Origin of the sequence: Janthinobacterium sp. PSPC1-1 (genome assembly GCF_049897625.1) — a bacterium.
GTDB classification, from domain to species: Bacteria; Pseudomonadota; Gammaproteobacteria; order Burkholderiales; family Burkholderiaceae_D; genus Janthinobacterium; species Janthinobacterium tructae.
Genome location: NZ_JAFCWP010000002.1, coordinates 572,943 through 589,567, shown reverse-complemented (window position 1 = coordinate 589,567; position 16,625 = coordinate 572,943). Strand labels below are relative to the sequence as shown.

General features: G+C 62.6%; 16 protein-coding genes. 3 read left to right on the top strand and 13 right to left on the bottom strand.

Features of this window, described 5'->3' with window-relative positions; translation table 11 throughout:
* Positions 1 to 2: 2 nt before the first annotated feature.
* From lptB to ACP7EG_RS10145, 5 genes are read right to left on the bottom strand one after another with little or no spacing between them, the layout of a single operon-like run.
* On the bottom strand, positions 3 to 758 hold the full coding sequence (gene lptB, locus ACP7EG_RS10165; protein WP_071079722.1) for an LPS export ABC transporter ATP-binding protein: 756 nt from the start codon (positions 756 to 758) through the stop codon (positions 3 to 5).
* Entirely contained in the window at positions 758 to 1,321 is a 564-nt protein-coding gene (lptA, locus tag ACP7EG_RS10160) for a lipopolysaccharide transport periplasmic protein LptA (protein WP_426087494.1), read from the bottom strand. The genes lptB and lptA overlap by 1 nt, the downstream gene beginning before the upstream one ends.
* A gap of 25 nt (positions 1,322 to 1,346) precedes the next feature.
* Positions 1,347 to 1,958: an LPS export ABC transporter periplasmic protein LptC gene (gene lptC / locus ACP7EG_RS10155; protein WP_426087493.1), complete on the bottom strand. Its 612-nt coding sequence runs from the start codon at positions 1,956 to 1,958 to the stop codon at positions 1,347 to 1,349.
* A gap of 42 nt (positions 1,959 to 2,000) precedes the next feature.
* Positions 2,001 to 2,534, bottom strand: a complete 534-nt coding sequence (locus ACP7EG_RS10150) for a KdsC family phosphatase (RefSeq protein ID WP_096233521.1) — start codon at positions 2,532 to 2,534, stop codon at positions 2,001 to 2,003.
* Positions 2,534 to 3,568, bottom strand: coding sequence for a KpsF/GutQ family sugar-phosphate isomerase (locus ACP7EG_RS10145; RefSeq protein WP_426087492.1), 1,035 nt, complete (start codon positions 3,566 to 3,568; stop codon positions 2,534 to 2,536). Before ACP7EG_RS10145 ends, ACP7EG_RS10150 begins: the two co-directional genes overlap by 1 nt.
* An 84-nt stretch (positions 3,569 to 3,652) precedes the next feature.
* Between ACP7EG_RS10145 and ACP7EG_RS10140 the strand changes: the two genes are divergently transcribed.
* Complete coding sequence (locus tag ACP7EG_RS10140) at positions 3,653 to 5,632, top strand: cation:proton antiporter (RefSeq protein ID WP_426087491.1); 1,980 nt, start codon at positions 3,653 to 3,655, stop codon at positions 5,630 to 5,632.
* Positions 5,633 to 5,646: 14 nt separating this feature from the next.
* Here ACP7EG_RS10140 and ACP7EG_RS10135 read toward each other — a convergent pair whose 3' ends face one another.
* The 3 genes from ACP7EG_RS10135 to ACP7EG_RS10125 all read right to left on the bottom strand — a co-directional run bounded on the left by ACP7EG_RS10135 (position 5,647) and on the right by ACP7EG_RS10125 (position 8,916).
* The gene (locus ACP7EG_RS10135; protein WP_426087490.1) at positions 5,647 to 6,807 is read right to left on the bottom strand and encodes a DUF484 family protein; all 1,161 of its coding nucleotides are present in this window, start codon (positions 6,805 to 6,807) and stop codon (positions 5,647 to 5,649) included.
* 34 nt (positions 6,808 to 6,841) lie between these two features.
* Complete coding sequence (locus ACP7EG_RS10130) at positions 6,842 to 7,693, bottom strand: MOSC domain-containing protein (RefSeq protein ID WP_426087489.1); 852 nt, start codon at positions 7,691 to 7,693, stop codon at positions 6,842 to 6,844.
* Positions 7,694 to 7,821: 128 nt separating this feature from the next.
* Complete coding sequence (locus ACP7EG_RS10125) at positions 7,822 to 8,916, bottom strand: type II asparaginase (RefSeq protein ID WP_081344939.1); 1,095 nt, start codon at positions 8,914 to 8,916, stop codon at positions 7,822 to 7,824.
* Between the two features lie 133 nt (positions 8,917 to 9,049).
* Between ACP7EG_RS10125 and ACP7EG_RS10120 the strand changes: the two genes are divergently transcribed.
* Both ACP7EG_RS10120 and ACP7EG_RS10115 read left to right on the top strand, forming a co-directional pair.
* Positions 9,050 to 9,544, top strand: coding sequence for a hypothetical protein (locus ACP7EG_RS10120; protein ID WP_426087488.1), 495 nt, complete (start codon positions 9,050 to 9,052; stop codon positions 9,542 to 9,544).
* Between the two features lie 17 nt (positions 9,545 to 9,561).
* Complete coding sequence (locus ACP7EG_RS10115) at positions 9,562 to 10,398, top strand: MipA/OmpV family protein (RefSeq protein WP_426087487.1); 837 nt, start codon at positions 9,562 to 9,564, stop codon at positions 10,396 to 10,398.
* 5 nt (positions 10,399 to 10,403) lie between these two features.
* Here ACP7EG_RS10115 and ACP7EG_RS10110 read toward each other — a convergent pair whose 3' ends face one another.
* From ACP7EG_RS10110 to ACP7EG_RS10090, 5 genes are all read right to left on the bottom strand, one after another.
* Positions 10,404 to 12,851 (bottom strand): TonB-dependent siderophore receptor, encoded by a 2,448-nt coding sequence (locus tag ACP7EG_RS10110; protein WP_426087486.1) that lies wholly within the window; start codon positions 12,849 to 12,851, stop codon positions 10,404 to 10,406.
* A 107-nt stretch (positions 12,852 to 12,958) separates the two neighbouring features.
* Positions 12,959 to 13,942 (bottom strand): siderophore ABC transporter substrate-binding protein, encoded by a 984-nt coding sequence (locus ACP7EG_RS10105; protein WP_426087485.1) that lies wholly within the window; start codon positions 13,940 to 13,942, stop codon positions 12,959 to 12,961.
* Between the two features lies 1 nt (position 13,943).
* Complete coding sequence (locus tag ACP7EG_RS10100; RefSeq protein ID WP_426087484.1) at positions 13,944 to 14,714, bottom strand: ABC transporter ATP-binding protein; 771 nt, start codon at positions 14,712 to 14,714, stop codon at positions 13,944 to 13,946.
* Positions 14,711 to 15,661: an iron chelate uptake ABC transporter family permease subunit gene (locus ACP7EG_RS10095; RefSeq protein ID WP_426087483.1), complete on the bottom strand. Its 951-nt coding sequence runs from the start codon at positions 15,659 to 15,661 to the stop codon at positions 14,711 to 14,713. Before ACP7EG_RS10095 ends, ACP7EG_RS10100 begins: the two co-directional genes overlap by 4 nt.
* Positions 15,658 to 16,614: an ABC transporter permease gene (locus ACP7EG_RS10090; RefSeq protein ID WP_426087482.1), complete on the bottom strand. Its 957-nt coding sequence runs from the start codon at positions 16,612 to 16,614 to the stop codon at positions 15,658 to 15,660. The genes ACP7EG_RS10095 and ACP7EG_RS10090 overlap by 4 nt, the downstream gene beginning before the upstream one ends.
* Between the last annotated feature and the right edge of the window lie 11 nt (positions 16,615 to 16,625).

Genomic DNA, 16,625 nt, shown 5'->3' with positions numbered 1-16,625 from the left:
GCTCACATGCGGAAGTGTTCGCCCAGATAGACCCGGCGTACCGACTCGTTCGCGATGATGTCGTCGGGGCGTCCCGACGCCAGCACCGAGCCCTGGTTGATGATGTAGGCACGGTCGCAGATACCCAGCGTCTCGCGCACATTATGGTCGGTGATCAGCACGCCGATATTGCGCTCCTTCAAGAAGCGCACGATACGCTGGATCTCGATCACGGCGATGGGGTCGACACCGGCAAACGGTTCGTCGAGCAGCACGAAACGCGGGTCGGTGGCCAGCGCGCGGGCGATTTCCACACGGCGGCGCTCGCCGCCCGACAGGGACAGCGCCTGATTCTCGCGCAACTTTTCAATTTGCAAGTCGGCCAGCAATTTATCCAGGCGCTCCTCGATCTCGGCCTTCTTCAAAGGACGGCCTTCGACGGTCTGGATTTCCAGCACGGCGCGGATATTGTCTTCCACCGTCAGCTTGCGGAAGACGGACGCTTCCTGCGGCAGATACGACAGGCCCATCTGCGCGCGGCGGTGGATCGGCAGGCGGGAAATATCCACGCCGCTGATATCGATGGTGCCGCCATCGGACGGCACCAGACCGACGATCATGTAGAACGAGGTGGTCTTGCCGGCGCCGTTCGGGCCCAGCAAACCCACCACTTCGCCGCATTCGACTTGCAGCGAGACATCATGCACGACTTGCCGCTTGCCATAGGTTTTTTGCAGCCCGCGAACGATCAGGGTGCTGCCGCAACGAGTATTGTCCATTATTTCTTTCCTGGCGCGGGCGTGGCCGGTGCCTTGGGCTTCGGCTGGATCACCATGCGCACGCTGCCACCGTCCGGGGTGCTGGTGCCGCTGTTGGAATTTTCCATCGCAAATTCTTCCTTGCGGCTGTCATACGAGATGAAGGCGCCATTGGCCACGTCGGTCACTTTCGTGCCTTCCAGGCGCGTCAGCTTGGCCCTGGAAAACAGTTTCACCACTTCCGTCTTGTTGTCGTATTCCACGCGCTCCGCTTCGCCTTCGACCCACAGGTCGCCCGCGCCATCGCGCTTCTGGCGGAAGGTGGCCAGCTTGCCGGGATCGGCCCAGAAGGTAATGAACTGGTAGCCTTGCGGATCTTCCGTGATCAGGGCCCGGCCTGCCTTCATGGTCAGGGTGCCCTTGACCAGCACGACGTCGCCCGTCAGGGTGCGAATCTGCTTGACGTCATCAACATGGCCGCTGCGTGCCGTGATGACGGCTTCCTTCTCGGAATCGGCCTTCTCGGCATGCGCCACGCCCATCATGGCCAGAGAAAATACGGTCAACAGCAAGATATTCTTCATAGTATGGTTTCCTTGTTTCATTCTGTCATTTTGCCGCCGCGGCCGGGCGCGGTTTCGGCGGGAGGACCATGCGCAGCGCATTCTGCACTTCCACCACGCCGGTGGCGTTATTGGCCTTCATGCCGACGCCATTGATGCGCGAGGCGCCCGTCAGGATATCGACAGGCACGTCCGTTTCCATTCTTTCCTCATCCGGGAATACCGTCAGCGCTTCCGTCTTGACTGTCAGGTTCTGCGCCTTCGGACTGGCCACGCGGTCGATCACGACATTGCGGTGCAGTTGCAGCCGGGTATTGTCCTGGTCGATATGCGCCAGTTCCGCATTCATGTTCATCGGCGGCATGCCTGGCGTGAGCTTGCGCACGAAAGGCTGATCGATATCGGATGAATCATCGAGCGGATAATGCGTGAGCTTGGTGCCCGACACGATATAGCTGGGCTTACCCGTCAAGTCCATGCGCACCAGGCTGAAATTGGTGATGAAATAGTCGGGCTCATCCTGATGCTTGCTGGCCGTGATGTCCTGGGCATTCTTGTTCATTACTTCCAGCAGCCAGAAGCTGCCCAGCGCAAAGACAACTGCCCCCAGCACGGTAAAAATCATGCGCCAGCGATGGGCGCCTCCTGGCTTACGCATAGGATTTCACTCTTTCAAATGTCACTGGCGGCAAGGCGCGCCTCACTCCAGGAACGGCGCCATGACGCGCGCATAGTTGTCCTGGGCGCGCAGCAGGAATTCGCAGATCTCGCGCACCGCGCCGCGACCGCCGCCGGCCTGCGTCACATGGTGCGCCAGGCCCTGCACTTCCGGACGCCCGCCCGGCACGCTGACGGCAAAGCCCACGCGGCGCAGGATGGGCGCATCGATGACATCGTCGCCGATATAGCCGCATTGCTCTTCCGTCAAGCCCGTCAGCGCCAGCAGCTCGCGAAACGGCGTCAGCTTGTCGTGACCGCCCTGGTGCACATGCGTAATGCCCAGGTCTTGCGCGCGGCGCGCCGTGATGGCCGAGCGGCGCGCGCTGATGATGGCCGTCTGCACGCCCGATTCCTGCAGCAGCTTGATGCCCAGGCCATCATACACATTAAACGTTTTCATCATCTCGCCATCCGGGCCGAAATGCAGGCTGCCGTCGGTGAGCACGCCATCGACGTCAAAGATCATCAGTTTGACCTTGGCTGCGCGCGCCAGGTTGTCCGCTACGCTATCCATCAGATCACCTTCGCTTGCGTCAGATCATGGATATGCAGCGCGCCCACCAGCTTGCCGTCGGCATCGACGACCAGCATCTGGTTGATGCGGAACTGCTCCATCACGGCCACGGCGTCGACGGCCAGGCGCTCGGGTGCGATGCTGCGCGGCTGCGCATGCATGACGTCGCGGATCGCCACTTGCGTGAAATCCTGCACGCGCTCGAACATGCGGCGCAAGTCGCCATCGGTAAACACGCCCACGGGGCGCTCATCCGCATCGACGACGGCCGTCATGCCCATGCCCTTCTTCGTCATTTCTTCCAGCGCCTGCAGCAAGGAAGCGTCCACGGGCACCTTCGGTACACGTTCGCCGCTGCGCATGACGTCATGCACGTGCGTGAGCAGGCGGCGGCCCAGGGCGCCGCCCGGGTGCGAGCGGGCGAAATCTTCTTCCTTGAAGCCGCGCAAGTCGAGCAAGGCCACGGCGATCGCGTCGCCCAGCGCCAGGGTGACGGTGGTGCTGGCCGTCGGCGCCAGGTTCAGCGGACAGGCTTCTTTCTCAACAGAAATATCCAGGTGGACGTCGGCCAGCTGGGCCAGGCTGGAGTTCGGCTTGCCCGTCATGGAGATGAGCACGCCCCCCATACGCTTGACGACGGGCATGATGGCCATCAGTTCCGACGATTCCCCGGAGTACGATATGGCAATAAAAGCATCGTCCGAGGTAACCATGCCCAGGTCGCCATGGGCCGCTTCGGCCGGATGCACGAACAGGGCCGGCGTGCCGGTGGAAGCGAGGGTGGCGGCAATCTTGCGCGCGATATGGCCGGACTTGCCGATGCCGGAGACGACGACACGCCCCTTGCATTGCAGCAACATCGCCACCGCGCGGCCCACGCTGTCGTCCGTGGCCAGGCGCTCGCGCAGCGCAACGATGGCGTCGGACTCGATCTGCAAGGTGGTACGGGCCAGCGCGACGGCGCGCTCGGTCGTCGCTTGCATGTCAATTCGATCAAAAGCTTTCAGCATTGTTTTTTCATGGGTTACACTCATGCCCAAAGTATAAACGAATTAGGAAAGCAAAAAACTTGCCAGTCACAACAAACAACGATTTCCATTGACCGCACCGGGCAACCCATGTTTTCCTCGCTTGAACTGACCCTGATGTTACTCGGCAGCGCCGTGCTGGGCGTGGTCGCTTTCAGAATGTTGCATCTGCCGCCCATGCTGGGCTACCTGGCCGTCGGCATCGTCATCGGCCCCCACGCGCTGGGCCTGGCAGCCGAGAACGAAGCCAGCCATACCCTGGCCGAATTCGGCGTCGTCTTCCTGATGTTTTCCATCGGACTCGAATTCTCGCTTCCCAAGTTTCTCGCCATGCGGCGCATCGTCTTCGGCCTTGGCATGGCGCAGGTGGTCACCACCATCATCGCCACCGTCGTCTTCGGCTGGTTCGTCGGACGCTACCTGTCCGCCTACATCCACCTGAGCTGGCAAGCCGCCTTCGCCCTGGGCGGCGCGCTGGCCATGTCGTCGACGGCCATCGTCTCGAAAATGCTCACGGAGCGGCTGGAACTGGAAAGCGAACACGGCCGCAAGATCATCGGCATTTTGCTATTCCAGGACCTGGCCGTGGTACCCCTGCTGATCCTGATTCCCGCCCTCACGCGCGATTCCGACAATCTGGCCGAAACCCTGGCCTGGGCGGGCGGCAAGGCCCTGGTTGTCCTCATTTTGCTCTTGTTTATCGGCCAGAAGCTGGTGCGCGGCTGGCTGACCATCGTCGCCAAGCGCCGCTCGCAGGAATTGTTCATGCTCAACCTGCTCTTGATCACGCTGGGCGCGGCCTGGATCACGGAGCGGGCCGGGCTGTCGCTGGCTCTGGGGGCGTTTGTTGCCGGCATGCTCATTTCCGAGACGGAATTCAAGCACCAGGTGGAAGAGGATATCAAGCCCTTCCGCGACGTGCTGCTGGGCCTGTTCTTCATCACCGTCGGCATGCTGCTCAATATCCGCGTGGTGCTCGACAACTGGTGGCTGGTCTTGCTGCTGCTGTGCGGCCCCGTGCTGCTGAAATTTGCCCTGATCGCGGGCCTGGCCCGGCTGTTCGGCTCCAGCAACGGCGTGGCCTTGCGCACGGGACTGGGACTGGCGCAGGCGGGCGAGTTCGGCTTCGTGCTGCTGAACCTGGCTGGCGGCATCAAGCTGATGGATCCGTTCGTCGTGCAGGTGGTGCTGGCCTCGATGGTGCTGTCGATGCTGGTGGCGCCCTTCCTCATCGCCAAGTCCGACGCCATCGTCATGAAGCTGGCGGCCAACGACTGGATGATGCAATCGCTGGCGCTGACCAAGATCGCCACGCGCACCATGGCGTCGCAGAAACACGTGCTGATCGCCGGCTTCGGGCGCAGCGGGCAAAGCCTGGCCACCCTGCTGGCGGAAGAAAAGATCGAATACCACGCGCTGGACCTGGACCCGGAACGGGTGCAGGAAGCGCAGCTGGCTGGCGCCCACGTCTCGTATGGCGACGCGGGCCGGCGCGAAAGCTTGGTGGCGGCCGGCATCTACCGGGCCAGCGCCGTGGTGATCACCTATGCAAATACCCCCTCGGCACTGAAGTTATTGCATTTACTCAACGACATGGCGCCCACCTTGCCCGTCATCGTGCGCAGCCACGACGACAGCGACCTCGACCAGCTGAAAAGCGCGGGTGCGGCCGAAGTGGTGCCGGAATTGATGGAAGGCAGCCTGATGCTCGCCTCGCACGCGCTGATCATGATGGGCGTGCCCCTGCGCCGCGTGGTGCACCGGGTGCAGGCGGCGCGCGAGGAACGCTATGCCTCACTGCGCGGCTATTTCCATGGCTCCAGCGATGCGGGCGACGATGCCGAGCTGGAACGCCTGCATACGGTCACCGTCAGCGAGGGCGCGCAGTGCGTGGGCTTGCCCTTGAGCACGCTCGACGTGGCCGGCTGCGGCGCGACCGTGACGGCCATCCGCCGCGGCCGTGGCCGCCTCGATGTCACCCCCGAGACGCAGCTGGCCAGCGGCGATGTGATCGTGCTGCGCGGCAGCGCGGATGCCGTGGCCAAAGCCGAAACATTATTATTGAAATAGTCAGCCGATCTTGGTCAGCCGATCTGCGCCTGCCAGCTGATGACCTTGTTGCGTCCGCCCGCCTTGGCCTGGTACAGGGCCTGGTCGGCGTGCGCCACCAGCTGCTGCGCCACCGTTTCGATGGGTAGCAGTGCCGCGTCCGCTTCCAGGCTGGCCACGCCGATCGACACGCTGACCCACGCTTGCGCGCTGCCCGGCAAATCAAACATGGTGCCGGCGATGCTGGCGCGGATGCGTTCGGCAACAAAGGTCGCGCTGTCGAGATCGGCGTCGATCAGCAGGACGACGAATTCCTCGCCGCCGAAGCGGCCCAGCGCATCGGAACGGCGCAATTCCGTGCGGATGCGCGTGGCCACTTCGCGCAGTACTTCATCGCCGCCCTGGTGGCCATAGGTGTCATTGACCAGCTTGAAATGGTCGATATCGATATACATACACGAAATGCAATAATTCTGGCGCCGCGCGCGGCCGATTTCTTCCAACAGCCGGCGGTCGATATAGCGGCGGTTATAGACGCCCGTCAAGGAATCGGTCAGGCCGATGTATTTCAGCATTTCATTGCTGATCACGTTTTCCAGGCAAATGGCGATGATGGAGGCCATGTGCTTGATGAAATCCGTGCCCAGCGAAGGCATGAAGCGCGTCACGTCGCCGCTGGCCAGGTTCAGGCTGCCAATCAGGCGCTTGTTGCGCAGCAAGGGCACCAGCGCCACGCTGCGCAGGGAAGCGTCGATGCCGGGAAAACGGGGGCCATGCACGGCGGCGTCGAACTGCCCCAGCAGGGGCAAGGGCGGCAGGGCCGCTTCCCCTTCGGGAACGGGCTTTGGTGCAGCAAAACCCAGCTCCGCCACGGCATGCACGAACAGCAACTGCGGAAAGGCGCTGAAATCGACGCCCAGTTTTTCCATCACCAGCACGATATCGTCATCCTCGTCGAGCAGGCTCAAGGTGACGCCGTCGAGGTCGGAGATCACGGGCAAGGTACGAAAAATGGTGCCGATCAACTCGGGAAAGGTGGACGCGCTGACGATTTCCAGGTCAAACGCCTGGTGGCGGCACATGATGTCGTGGTTGCGCTCGACCTGTTCCAACAGGAAAGCCATGCGCGCGCGCAAGGCCTGGTTTTCGGCTTCGAGGCTGGCAATGCGCGGGTCCGGCGGTATTGCTTGATTCATAGAAACCTTAAACCCTTCTGTACGGGCGCCATGCTTAAAATGCCAGTTCGAAACCGATGTCCTGCCCCACCACGATGCGCTCGTCGCCGCCGTCGGTGACGATGGCGTTCATGCCGAAGCAGATGGCGCCATCGAGTTCGGGCTTGGCGCGATAGCCATGCATGACGTCGAGCGGGTCCGGTCCCGGCACGCCCGTGGCCTGGTCCACCGACGGGATCGGGCAGCGCGAGCACGGCTTGACGGGTTTTAACACGGTGGCACCAAATTGCAGGAACGCGGCGTAGTCTTCCTCGAAGGCACCGATATCGCCGATGACCAGGTTGGGGCGGAACCGGTTCATCGGTAGCGCCTCGCGGCCGGCGGCGCGCAACTTGTCATTGACATCGGCTAGCGAGGCACTGCCGGCGATCAGCACCGGGTAGCCGTCGGCAAACATGGTCGAGGCGGCCACACCGTCCGTCCACTTGGTACTGGTGGCGCGCACCACGTCCGGGTGAAAGCGCACCAGGCGGCACGGCACGCCGATGGCGTTGGAAAACCAGGTGGCAGTGACCTCGTCGCAATCGTAGGCGCGCACGCTATCGTCCCACACTTGCACCTCCAGCATGGGCGCCAGTTGCGGATGCGGCAAGCCCAGCTCGATTTCCAGGCGCAGCATGCCCGGCGCGCGCAGCTCCAGCGTGGTGGCCTTGATGGACGGCACGATCAGCGCCATGCGCGGATGTTCGCGCTGGGTCAGGAAGCGGCCCTGCGCATCGACCACCATCCATTCGCGGTCGAACACGTGTTCGCTCATCAGCCCTGAGCGCGTCAGGACCGCCTCGCGCAAATGGATGCCGGCGCACGATTTGATCGGATACAGGATGATGTCGGACAGGATAGCCATGAACAGGGGACAAGGAACAGTGTTGCTGCTTCTACCAGGAAATTATTCAGATGCGAAGTATGGCAGCAAAGCGGGCAAGCGTAAATCAGCCAAGCCCAGCCGCAGTGGCTGGGCCGGCGTGACGGCGATCAATAGGTATAGAAAATACGCTGGATTTCTTGCGTACTGTTGGTCTTGGTCAAGGCCAGCATCAGCAGGATGCGGGCTTTTTGCGGGTTCAGGGTGTCGGACACGACACTGTCGAGTTCATCGTCGTTGGCTTCGCCATTGCGCGCCACGATACCCTGGCCGACGCGGCTGGAACGCACGATCAGCACGCCCTTTTGGCGCGCTTCCACCAGGGCCGGCTTCATTTGCGCGGCCACGCTGCCATCGCCCACGCCCGCGTGGATGATGCCCTTGGCGCCAGCGGCAATAAACGCGTCCATGCCGACACGGTTCATGTTGGCGTAACCATACACGATGTCCACTTGCGGCAAGGCATCGAGCTTGCTGATGTCAAATTCCGATTCCAGGGTGTGCTTGCGCGTCGACTGGCGGTAGAAAAAGGCCTTGCTGCCCTGGATGTAGCCAAGCATGCCCAGTTCCGGCGACTTGAAGGTGTCGGTGGTCGACGTGTTCGTCTTGGTCACTTCGCGCGCCGCGTTGATCTGGTCGTTCAAGGCCACCAGCACGCCCTTGCCCACGGCTTCCTTGCTGCCAGCGAGCATCACGGCGTTGTACAGGTTGATGGGACCATCGGCCGAAATGGCGGTCGACGGCCGCATGGCGCCCACCACGACCACGGGTTTGTGGCTCTTCACGGTGAGGTTCAGGAAATACGCCGTCTCTTCGATGGTATCGGTGCCGTGCGTGACGACCACGCCATCGACATCGTTCGAGGCCAGCAGCACGTTGATGCGTTTGGCCAGGGCCAGCCAGTGGCTATTGCCCATGCTTTCGCTGGCGATCTGGAACACTTGCTCGCCTTTCACATTCGCCACTTTTTTCAGTTCCGGCACGGCCGCGATCAGGCGCTCGACGCCCACGGTGGCCGAGGTGTAGCCGACGGTGGTGGTGCTGTCGGCGCCACTGCCGGCGATGGTGCCGCCCGTGGCCAGAATCACCACATTCGGCAATTTGACGGCCGCTTGCTGCGCGCGCGCCGGGGACGCGGCGATAAAGCCCATCAGCAAGGTGGTCAGCATCAGCTGTGCACAAGAATGGAATTTGCGTGAAAACATGGTGCTCCCGTGAGGTGTACTGTCAAAAATAACAACGTCGTGTGCAAATTATATGTCATCCATGCCGGGGGAAATCTCCAATTCATGCGTAGCGCGCAAACGTGCGCGCCTGCGCATGCGCTACAGTGGCGCCATGTCCACACTACTCCCCTTCCGCGCTTGCCTCGTCCTGCCGCTGATCCTGATCGCGCTGGGCGCCTGCTCCACGCAAACCGAACTGCGCATGGCAGCGCAGCAGGAGCAGTTCGCACGCGAGGCGGCCAGCCAGGGCGACTGGGCGCAAGCCATGCGCAGCTATGCGGCCGCGGCCGACAATGCCGAACTGGGCCATGGCGACTTCGCTTGGCAGGCGCGGCTGCATCACCAGGCGGGACGCGCCGCCAGCGGGGCCTGCCGCTACGATGCGGCCGAGTTTCATTTCCGCCAGGCCATCGCGCTGGCAAAGAAGAGCGAATACTCGAGCGCCCTTAGCTACAAGGCGCTGATCGACCAATATGACCGCCAGGGCAAGGCGACGGAAGCCCTGGCAGTGCGTAACGAACTGGGCTTTCATCAATCGTGGGCGCTGGGCGCCTTTGCCGACCGGGAATCGCTGCCGGTGGGCAAGCATTGCGGCACACCGCCCTAGCACAGGAAAGTGTGCCGATGAGAGTGACACGCACGCTGCTGGCCACATCCGCCCTCTTCGCCGGCATCGCACCCGCATGCGCTGCCGAGCCAGCGTTACCCTTATGGGAAGCGGGCATCTTCGGCGGCACGGCCGTCACGCCCGCCTATCCGGGCGCCAGCGAGCGCTCGACGCGCAGCCTGGCCCTGCCCTATTTGATTTATCGCGGGAAAGTGCTGCGTGCCGATCGCTCCGGCGTGGGCGCGCGCCTGCTCGACACGGAGCGGGTGGAGTTCGACGTGGGTTTCGCCCTGTCCTTGCCGGCCAGGTCCAGCGACGTGCCGGCCCGGCGCGGCATGCCGGACCTGGGCACCCTGGTGGAATTTGGCCCGCGCCTGAAAATCAAGCTGGCCGAACCGACCCGCAACAGCCGCCTGGGCCTGGAACTGCCCTTGCGCGCCGTCATCGAAGCGCGCGGCGGCCTGCGCCGCCAGGGCGCCACGTTCGAGCCACGCCTCGTGTATGCACTGCAAGGCGATCAGCAGGCATGGCACGTCGATGCCAGCCTGGGCACCGTACTGGGCAATGCCGCCATCAACGATTACTTTTATGGCGTCAGCCCCGCGTTTGCCACCGATCAGCGTCCGGCGTATGCGGCAAAAAGCGGGCTGATGCTCACGCGCCTGGGCCTGGGCGGTTCCTACCGGCTGCACCAGGACTGGCGCGCCTTTGCCTTTTTGCGCTATGACAACTACGCAAGCGCCGCCAACCGTACCAGCCCCCTGCTGCGCCAGAACAGCGGCACCTCGGCCGGCGTCGGCTTGCTGTGGACATGGCAACGTTCAAGCAGCCTGGCGCGCAGCCCGGATGACTAGCCGGCTTAAAAGTCCGTCGTGGCCGACAGCATGAAAGTGCGCGGCGCGCCCAGGCCCAGGCTGGTCCATTGCGGCAACGCCCAATACGCCTTGTTGCCCACGTTGCTCACGCTGGCGCGCACGGTCAACGGCCGGCCGGCGGCACGGGTGGCATAGCGCGCGCCCAGGTCAAATACGCTGCGGCCCGGTATCGACAATGAATTGTCTTCATTGATGTATTGCTTCGATGCCAGCGTCGCGTTCGCCGTCAGGGTCAGCCCCGGCACTGGCGGCGCATCCCACTCCACGCCCAGCTTGGCCTGCAGCTTGGGCACACCCGCCGCCTGCTTGCCCTGGTTGACGCCGTCATCCGTCCTGGCCAGGGTCGGGTCCACATAGGCGATACCGCCCATCAGGCGCATGTCGCGCACGGGCGAGCCGAAAAATCCCCAGTCGACGCCGCGGTTGCGCTGCTCGCCGCCAAACGAAAAGATATTGCTGACCGGGTCAATATAGCTGCTGGGACGTTTGATTTCGTACACGCTGAGCGTATGGGCGAATTCGCCCAGGTCGACCTTGACGCCGGCCTCCATCTGCTTCGATTTATACGGGGCAAACACTTCCCCCGCGTTGGCCGCCGTCATGGGGGCCGTCGCACCCTGACTCAAGCCTTCGATGTAATTGGCGTACAGCGCGATATTCCTGGCGGCTTTGACCAGCAGGGCGACGGCCGGCGTCGTGGCAGCGGCGTCATAGCGGGAGGTTCGCGCGCCCGTCTTCACGTTGAAGCTATCGTTGAGCACTTCCTGGCGCCGCAAGCCCACCGTCAGTTGCACTTGATCCTGCGCAAATGACAGGGTATCAACCAGACCATAGCTGGCCAGGCGCAATTCCGTCTTCGAAATTTGCGGTGCCTCGAAGCGGGTCGCTGGACCCCAGACGGGATGGTAAATATTCGTGATCCAATCTTGCGCCAAGGTATTCCTGCGGCCGAACTGCTTGTCCGTGTGGTGGTAATACGTGGCGTTGGCCGCCCATTGATGGCTGATGCCGGCTGTGCGGAAATTGCCCTTCACGCCCACTTCCGCCGATTGTTTTTCCAGCTTAAAACCCAGGTCGGCCAGATTGGTGCGGTAGTCACCGGCCGTATTGAACACCTGGATCAGGTAGGCGCCCGTCGACTGGTAATCGGCCTTGCCGGCGCCGATGGCGGCATACGCCATCAATTGTTCGTTGACGTCATATTCGCCGCGCAGCATGGCGCCCTTGTCCTTCGTGTCATAGAAGGCCCAGCTAGGATTGAGCAAGGTCTCCGCTTTCGGCGGACGCGGCACGGGCAGGCCGGCGGCCAGGTTGACGCCACGGTTCAAACCCCGCGCGCGGTCTTCGCTGCTGTACAGGTCGGCGGACAGGCGCGCGCCAACGCCGCGCCAGTCGAGTCCCACGGATGCGAGCTGGGTCTTCTTTTTCTGATGCTCGATGGCGCCATCGCCGTCGCGGTAGACGCCGTTGATGCGGATGCCGAATTGCTTGTTTTCACCAAAACGCTGGCCCAGATCAATATGCCCACCCCATTGCGCATCCGACATATACGACGCCGTCACGCGCGCCAGCGGCGTCTCGCCCGCGCGCTTGGGCACCAGATTGATGCTGCCGCCCACCGAACCGCCCGGCGGCATGCCGTTGAGCAAGGCCGATGGGCCTTTCAGCACTTCGATGCGCTCGAACATCTCGGGCGAGGTACGGTACACGGGCGAAACGCCGAACAGCCCGCCAAACGCGACGTCGCTGGTGCCGGAACTGAAACCGCGTATCGAGTAATTCTCGCCGATGATGCCCGTCATGCCGCTGCTGAAGACGGTGGGATCGGCGGCCGAGATCACATCGGTGATATCGCGCGCTTGCCGGTCTTCGATGAATTTATCCGTATAGCTGATGGTGTTGAACGGGGTTTCCATGAAATCCTTGTCGCCCAGAAAACCCACGCGCCCGCCGGACGCCACTTGCCCGCCTGCGTAGGCATCGGTGACAGTGTTGCCTTTGCCCCACACCGTCACGGCCGGCATGGTTGCGGCGGCCTCTGCACTGGCGCTGTGCGCCGGCTCGCGGCGCAGCGTGTAGCTGCCATTGCCCTCGCGCACAGCCTGCAAGCCGTGTCCGCGCAGCAATTCGTAAAATCCTTCGGGCACGCTGTAACTGCCGGACAGGCCGGCGCTGTTCTTGCCCTGCAGCAAACCTGCATCGACCGTCAGTTCGACGCCCGCCTCGGCCGCAAAGGTGTTGAGCGCCAGGCCCAGTGCACCGGCCGGCACGCTGAACGCTTGCCGGACTTGCGCCGCTTGCGCAAAGGCCGGCGGGGCCGCCACGCTCAGCGCCCCCATGGTCAGGCCCGTGACGAGCGCCAGTTGCACGGCGGTGGCGATACGGTTCAGGTTCAAGGCGGGAAGGTGGCGTGTCGCCATGCGTGTTGCCATAAGTTAAGTCCTTTTCAGATGGGATGATTGCTTGTTCTCACCCTATCTCCCGAACGAAAAGGCAAAACCCTCAATGCAAATACGAATCATTACGAAAATAGATTATATTATTGATAGCCCTTGAGCACATCGTCGATCACCCGTTTCAGCGACGTCACGCTGGCTGCCGTGATGTACCAGGCATCGGCATCGACGAAGACGACACGGCCATTCTTCCAGGCATTGGTCTGGCGCAAGAGCGGATTGGCCATCTGTTCGGCCGTCATGACGGGACGGTGTTCCATCACGGCCGTACGGTCGACAACATAAATGATGTCGGGATTGGCTTGCTGGATGAACTCGCTGGAAATGGGCTGCCCATGCAAGCCCGCCTCGATGGCCGTGCTGGCCGGTTTAACGCCCAGCGCATCGAAGACGAAGCCGTAGCGCGACTGCACGCCGAATGCACTGAAGGCGCCATTATTGTGCAGCACGATCAGCGCCTTCTCGGGACGCTCCTGCGTCACCTTGCGCGCGTCCGCCACCTTCGCATCGAGCTCGGCGGCCTTCTGGCGAGCAAGGTCTTCCTTGCCGAAGATACGCCCCAGTGTCAGCAAGTGTTGCTTGACCACCTCGATGTGCTTGCTCTCGCTGTTCTGGTAATCCACATCGAAGTGCAAGGTGGGCGCGATCTGGCTCAACTCCTGGTAGTGGTTGGCCTGGATCGACGTCATCAGCACCAGGTCGGGCTGGAGCGCGTGGATATGTTCGAGATTCGGCTGCACGATGGCGCCCAGGTCGCGGATGTCCTGGTCGTCCTTGTAGCGGGTAAGAAAGTGCGGCACATAATCCTTCACCATGCCGGCCACGGGCACGCCCAGCTGATCGAGGAAATCGACTTCGTTCATGTCGAGCACGGCCACGCGCCGGGGACGCTGTTCGATCACCGTCGTGCCCAGCTTGTGCACGATGGTGATGGGAGCAAACGCCGGCTGTGTGGCCGAGGCGGCAGGCGCCGGCGGTACGCTCGCCGTCTTGTCGGTACAGCCTTGCAAGACGGCCATGGCGGCGAGCAGCACGGCGATTGCCAGACGGGATTGGTTGCAGATCATCTCAAGCTCCTGTTGGGGTAAAGTAATTACAGACGCAGCCGCGCTCGTTGCGCACGATGTGGAAATCGATGTCGTACAGGGCGCGCAAGCGTTCCTCGGTGACGACCTCGTGCGCGGGGCCAGCAAAGCGCACGGCGCCGCCCTGCATGGCGACGATGTGGTCCGAGTAATTGGCGGCGAAGTTGATGTCGTGGATCACCAGAATCACGGTGCGGCCCTGCTCGTCGCACAGGCGGCGCAGGGCGCGCATGATCTGCACGGCGTGTTTCATGTCGAGGTTGTTGAGCGGCTCATCGAGCAGCAAAATGTCCGTCTGCTGGGCAATCGTCATGGCCAGGAAGGCCATCTGGCGCTGGCCGCCGCTCAGTTCATCGACATACGCGGCACGCAGCGCTTCGAGCGACAAAAAGGCGATCGCCTCATCGATGGCGAGCCGGTCCTGTGGCGTCAGCGTGCCACGGCTGTAGGGGAAGCGGCCGAAGGCGACCAGTTCTTCCACCGTCAGGCGCAGGTTGAAATCGGGCGACTGGCGCAGGGTGGCCACTTGCCGTGCATAGTCAGCAATGCGAATGTCCGCGATGCTGCGCCCGCCAAGCAGAATTTCCCCCTGCTCCGCTTCCAGCAGGCGCGCGATGAGCATCAGCAAGGTCGTCTTGCCGGCGCCATTCGGTCCGATCAATGACGTCACTTTCCCCTTGGGAAACTGCGCGCTGACGTTGCCCAGCACGCGCCTGGCGCCGTAGCTTTTTTCAATCTGTTTGACATGGATCATGCGGTGCCTCGGGTGCGGACCATGAGCGCGAGGAAGTACGCGCCACACACCAGGTTGACAAGGATGCCGACGGTGGTCCGGTAGTTAAAAACGTGCTCGACCAGCAACTGGGCGGCCAGGAAGATGGCGATGGCGATGGCGCAGCCCAATGGCAAGGTGACGCGATGGCGTGCCGTGCGGGCCAGGGCATAGCTGGTGTTTGCCACAAAGATGCCCATGAAGGCTGTCGGCCCCAGCAGACTCGTCGACACCGCTACCAATATGGCGATCAGCGCCAGTTGCAACTGCACCATGCGCCGGTAATCGATACCGAGCGAGATGGCTTGCTCGCGACCCAGCGCCAGCACGTCGAGCGCCGGCAAGGTTTTCAGCACGGCCACGCAGGCGGCACCCACCAGCAGGGCCGAGGTCAACAATTGTGCGGGCTGCGCCTTGTTGAACGATGCCTGGCTGAATCCTTGCAGGATGGCAAATTCGCCGGGGCTGATGCGCAGCTGGATGAACTGGGTAAACGTGCCGATCACCATCGTCAGCACGAATCCCAGCAGCAACAGGAAATACACGTTGTTCTTGCCATCACGAAACAGCCAATAGTGGATGGCCCAGGAATACGCCAGCATCAGCGCGATCGACACGACAAAATTGCCGTTCTGTCCCAGCAGCACCACGCTGTGCATGCCCATCGCCAGGATCAACAGCGACTGCAGCAGCAGGTACACGGCTTCGTAGCCCATGACGGCCGGCGTCAATATCCGGTTGCCGGCGATGGTCTGGAACACGATGGATGAGACGGCCACGCAGACGCCGCCGATGGCAATGGCGGCCAGGCGAGAGATGCGCTTGGGGATGATGTAATCGAAGTCAAAATTCGCGCCGAGGAAGAGAAAGGTCAGCGCCAGGGCAAACACAGCCAGCCACAGCGTCCGCTGCTTGAATAGCCGCTTCATCGCCGCCCCAGGATGATCAATATGAGGAACAGCAGGCCGCCCACGCCGCCCGCCGTCAGGCCGATCGGCACCTCGAACGGGTAGATCAGCAAGCGCCCGGCGATGTCGCAAGCCAGCAGCAGCGAGGCGCCGCACAGGGCCACGATGGGCAAGGTGCGGCCCAGGTTGTCGCCATGGCGCAAGGCCACCAGGTTCGGGATGGCCAGCCCGACAAACGGGATGGCGCCCACCGTGATCACTGTGGCCGCCACCGTGACGGCTACCAGCATCAGGCCCAGCGCCACCGTGGCCGCATAGTTCAAGCCCAGGCTGGTGGCCATGCCTTCTCCCATGCCCAGCACGGTAAAGCGTTGCGCGTACAGATACGTAAGGACAACGATGGGCAAGATCAGATAAATGATTTCATAGTTGCCCTGCACGATGCGCGAGAAATCGCCGAGCAGCCAGCCCTGCATGCTTTGCAGGATGTTGTTGCGGTAGGCATAAAACTCGGCCACGGCACTCAGCACGCCGCCATACACGAGGCCGATGACGGGCACCAGAATCGTGTTCTTGAAGCGGATACGGCGGATCAGCGCCACATACAGCAAGCTGGCGGCAAAGCAAAAGGCCAGCGCGAACGCCATCTTGCCCGCCGTGCCCGCTGCGGGCGCCACGGTCAGCGACACGAGAATGCCCAACTTGGCCGCGTCGAGGCCGCCCGAGGTGGCCGGCTCGACGAATTTGTTACGCACGATGTGCTGCAGGATGACACCGCAGACGGACAGGCCCACGCCCGTCAGCACCAGCGCCGCCAGGCGCGGCAGGCGGCTGGCCGTGAGGATCAGCCATGCATCAGCGGACAGCGCGTCGGACAGCGCAAACAGCTGCGTCCAGGCAATGTGCCTGGCACCGACCAACAGCGAGGCGCAACACAGGATCAAGAACAGGAACAGCAGACGCGCTTGTGTCAAATCGTCATCCC

Excerpts from the sequence above, each read along its gene's own strand:
- lptB (WP_071079722.1), bottom strand. The coding sequence starts at position 758 with ATGGACAATACTCGTTGCGGCAGCACCCTGATCGTTCGCGGGCTGCAA.
- lptA (WP_426087494.1), bottom strand. The coding sequence starts at position 1,321 with ATGAAGAATATCTTGCTGTTGACCGTATTTTCTCTGGCCATGATGGGC.
- lptC (WP_426087493.1), bottom strand. The coding sequence starts at position 1,958 with ATGCGTAAGCCAGGAGGCGCCCATCGCTGGCGCATGATTTTTACCGTG.
- ACP7EG_RS10150 (WP_096233521.1), bottom strand. The coding sequence starts at position 2,534 with ATGGATAGCGTAGCGGACAACCTGGCGCGCGCAGCCAAGGTCAAACTG.
- ACP7EG_RS10145 (WP_426087492.1), bottom strand. The coding sequence starts at position 3,568 with ATGAGTGTAACCCATGAAAAAACAATGCTGAAAGCTTTTGATCGAATT.
- ACP7EG_RS10140 (WP_426087491.1), top strand. The coding sequence starts at position 3,653 with ATGTTTTCCTCGCTTGAACTGACCCTGATGTTACTCGGCAGCGCCGTG.
- ACP7EG_RS10135 (WP_426087490.1), bottom strand. The coding sequence starts at position 6,807 with ATGAATCAAGCAATACCGCCGGACCCGCGCATTGCCAGCCTCGAAGCC.
- ACP7EG_RS10130 (WP_426087489.1), bottom strand. The coding sequence starts at position 7,693 with ATGGCTATCCTGTCCGACATCATCCTGTATCCGATCAAATCGTGCGCC.
- ACP7EG_RS10125 (WP_081344939.1), bottom strand. The coding sequence starts at position 8,916 with ATGTTTTCACGCAAATTCCATTCTTGTGCACAGCTGATGCTGACCACC.
- ACP7EG_RS10120 (WP_426087488.1), top strand. The coding sequence starts at position 9,050 with ATGTCCACACTACTCCCCTTCCGCGCTTGCCTCGTCCTGCCGCTGATC.
- ACP7EG_RS10115 (WP_426087487.1), top strand. The coding sequence starts at position 9,562 with ATGAGAGTGACACGCACGCTGCTGGCCACATCCGCCCTCTTCGCCGGC.
- ACP7EG_RS10110 (WP_426087486.1), bottom strand. The coding sequence starts at position 12,851 with ATGGCAACACGCATGGCGACACGCCACCTTCCCGCCTTGAACCTGAAC.
- ACP7EG_RS10105 (WP_426087485.1), bottom strand. The coding sequence starts at position 13,942 with ATGATCTGCAACCAATCCCGTCTGGCAATCGCCGTGCTGCTCGCCGCC.
- ACP7EG_RS10100 (WP_426087484.1), bottom strand. The coding sequence starts at position 14,714 with ATGATCCATGTCAAACAGATTGAAAAAAGCTACGGCGCCAGGCGCGTG.
- ACP7EG_RS10095 (WP_426087483.1), bottom strand. The coding sequence starts at position 15,661 with ATGAAGCGGCTATTCAAGCAGCGGACGCTGTGGCTGGCTGTGTTTGCC.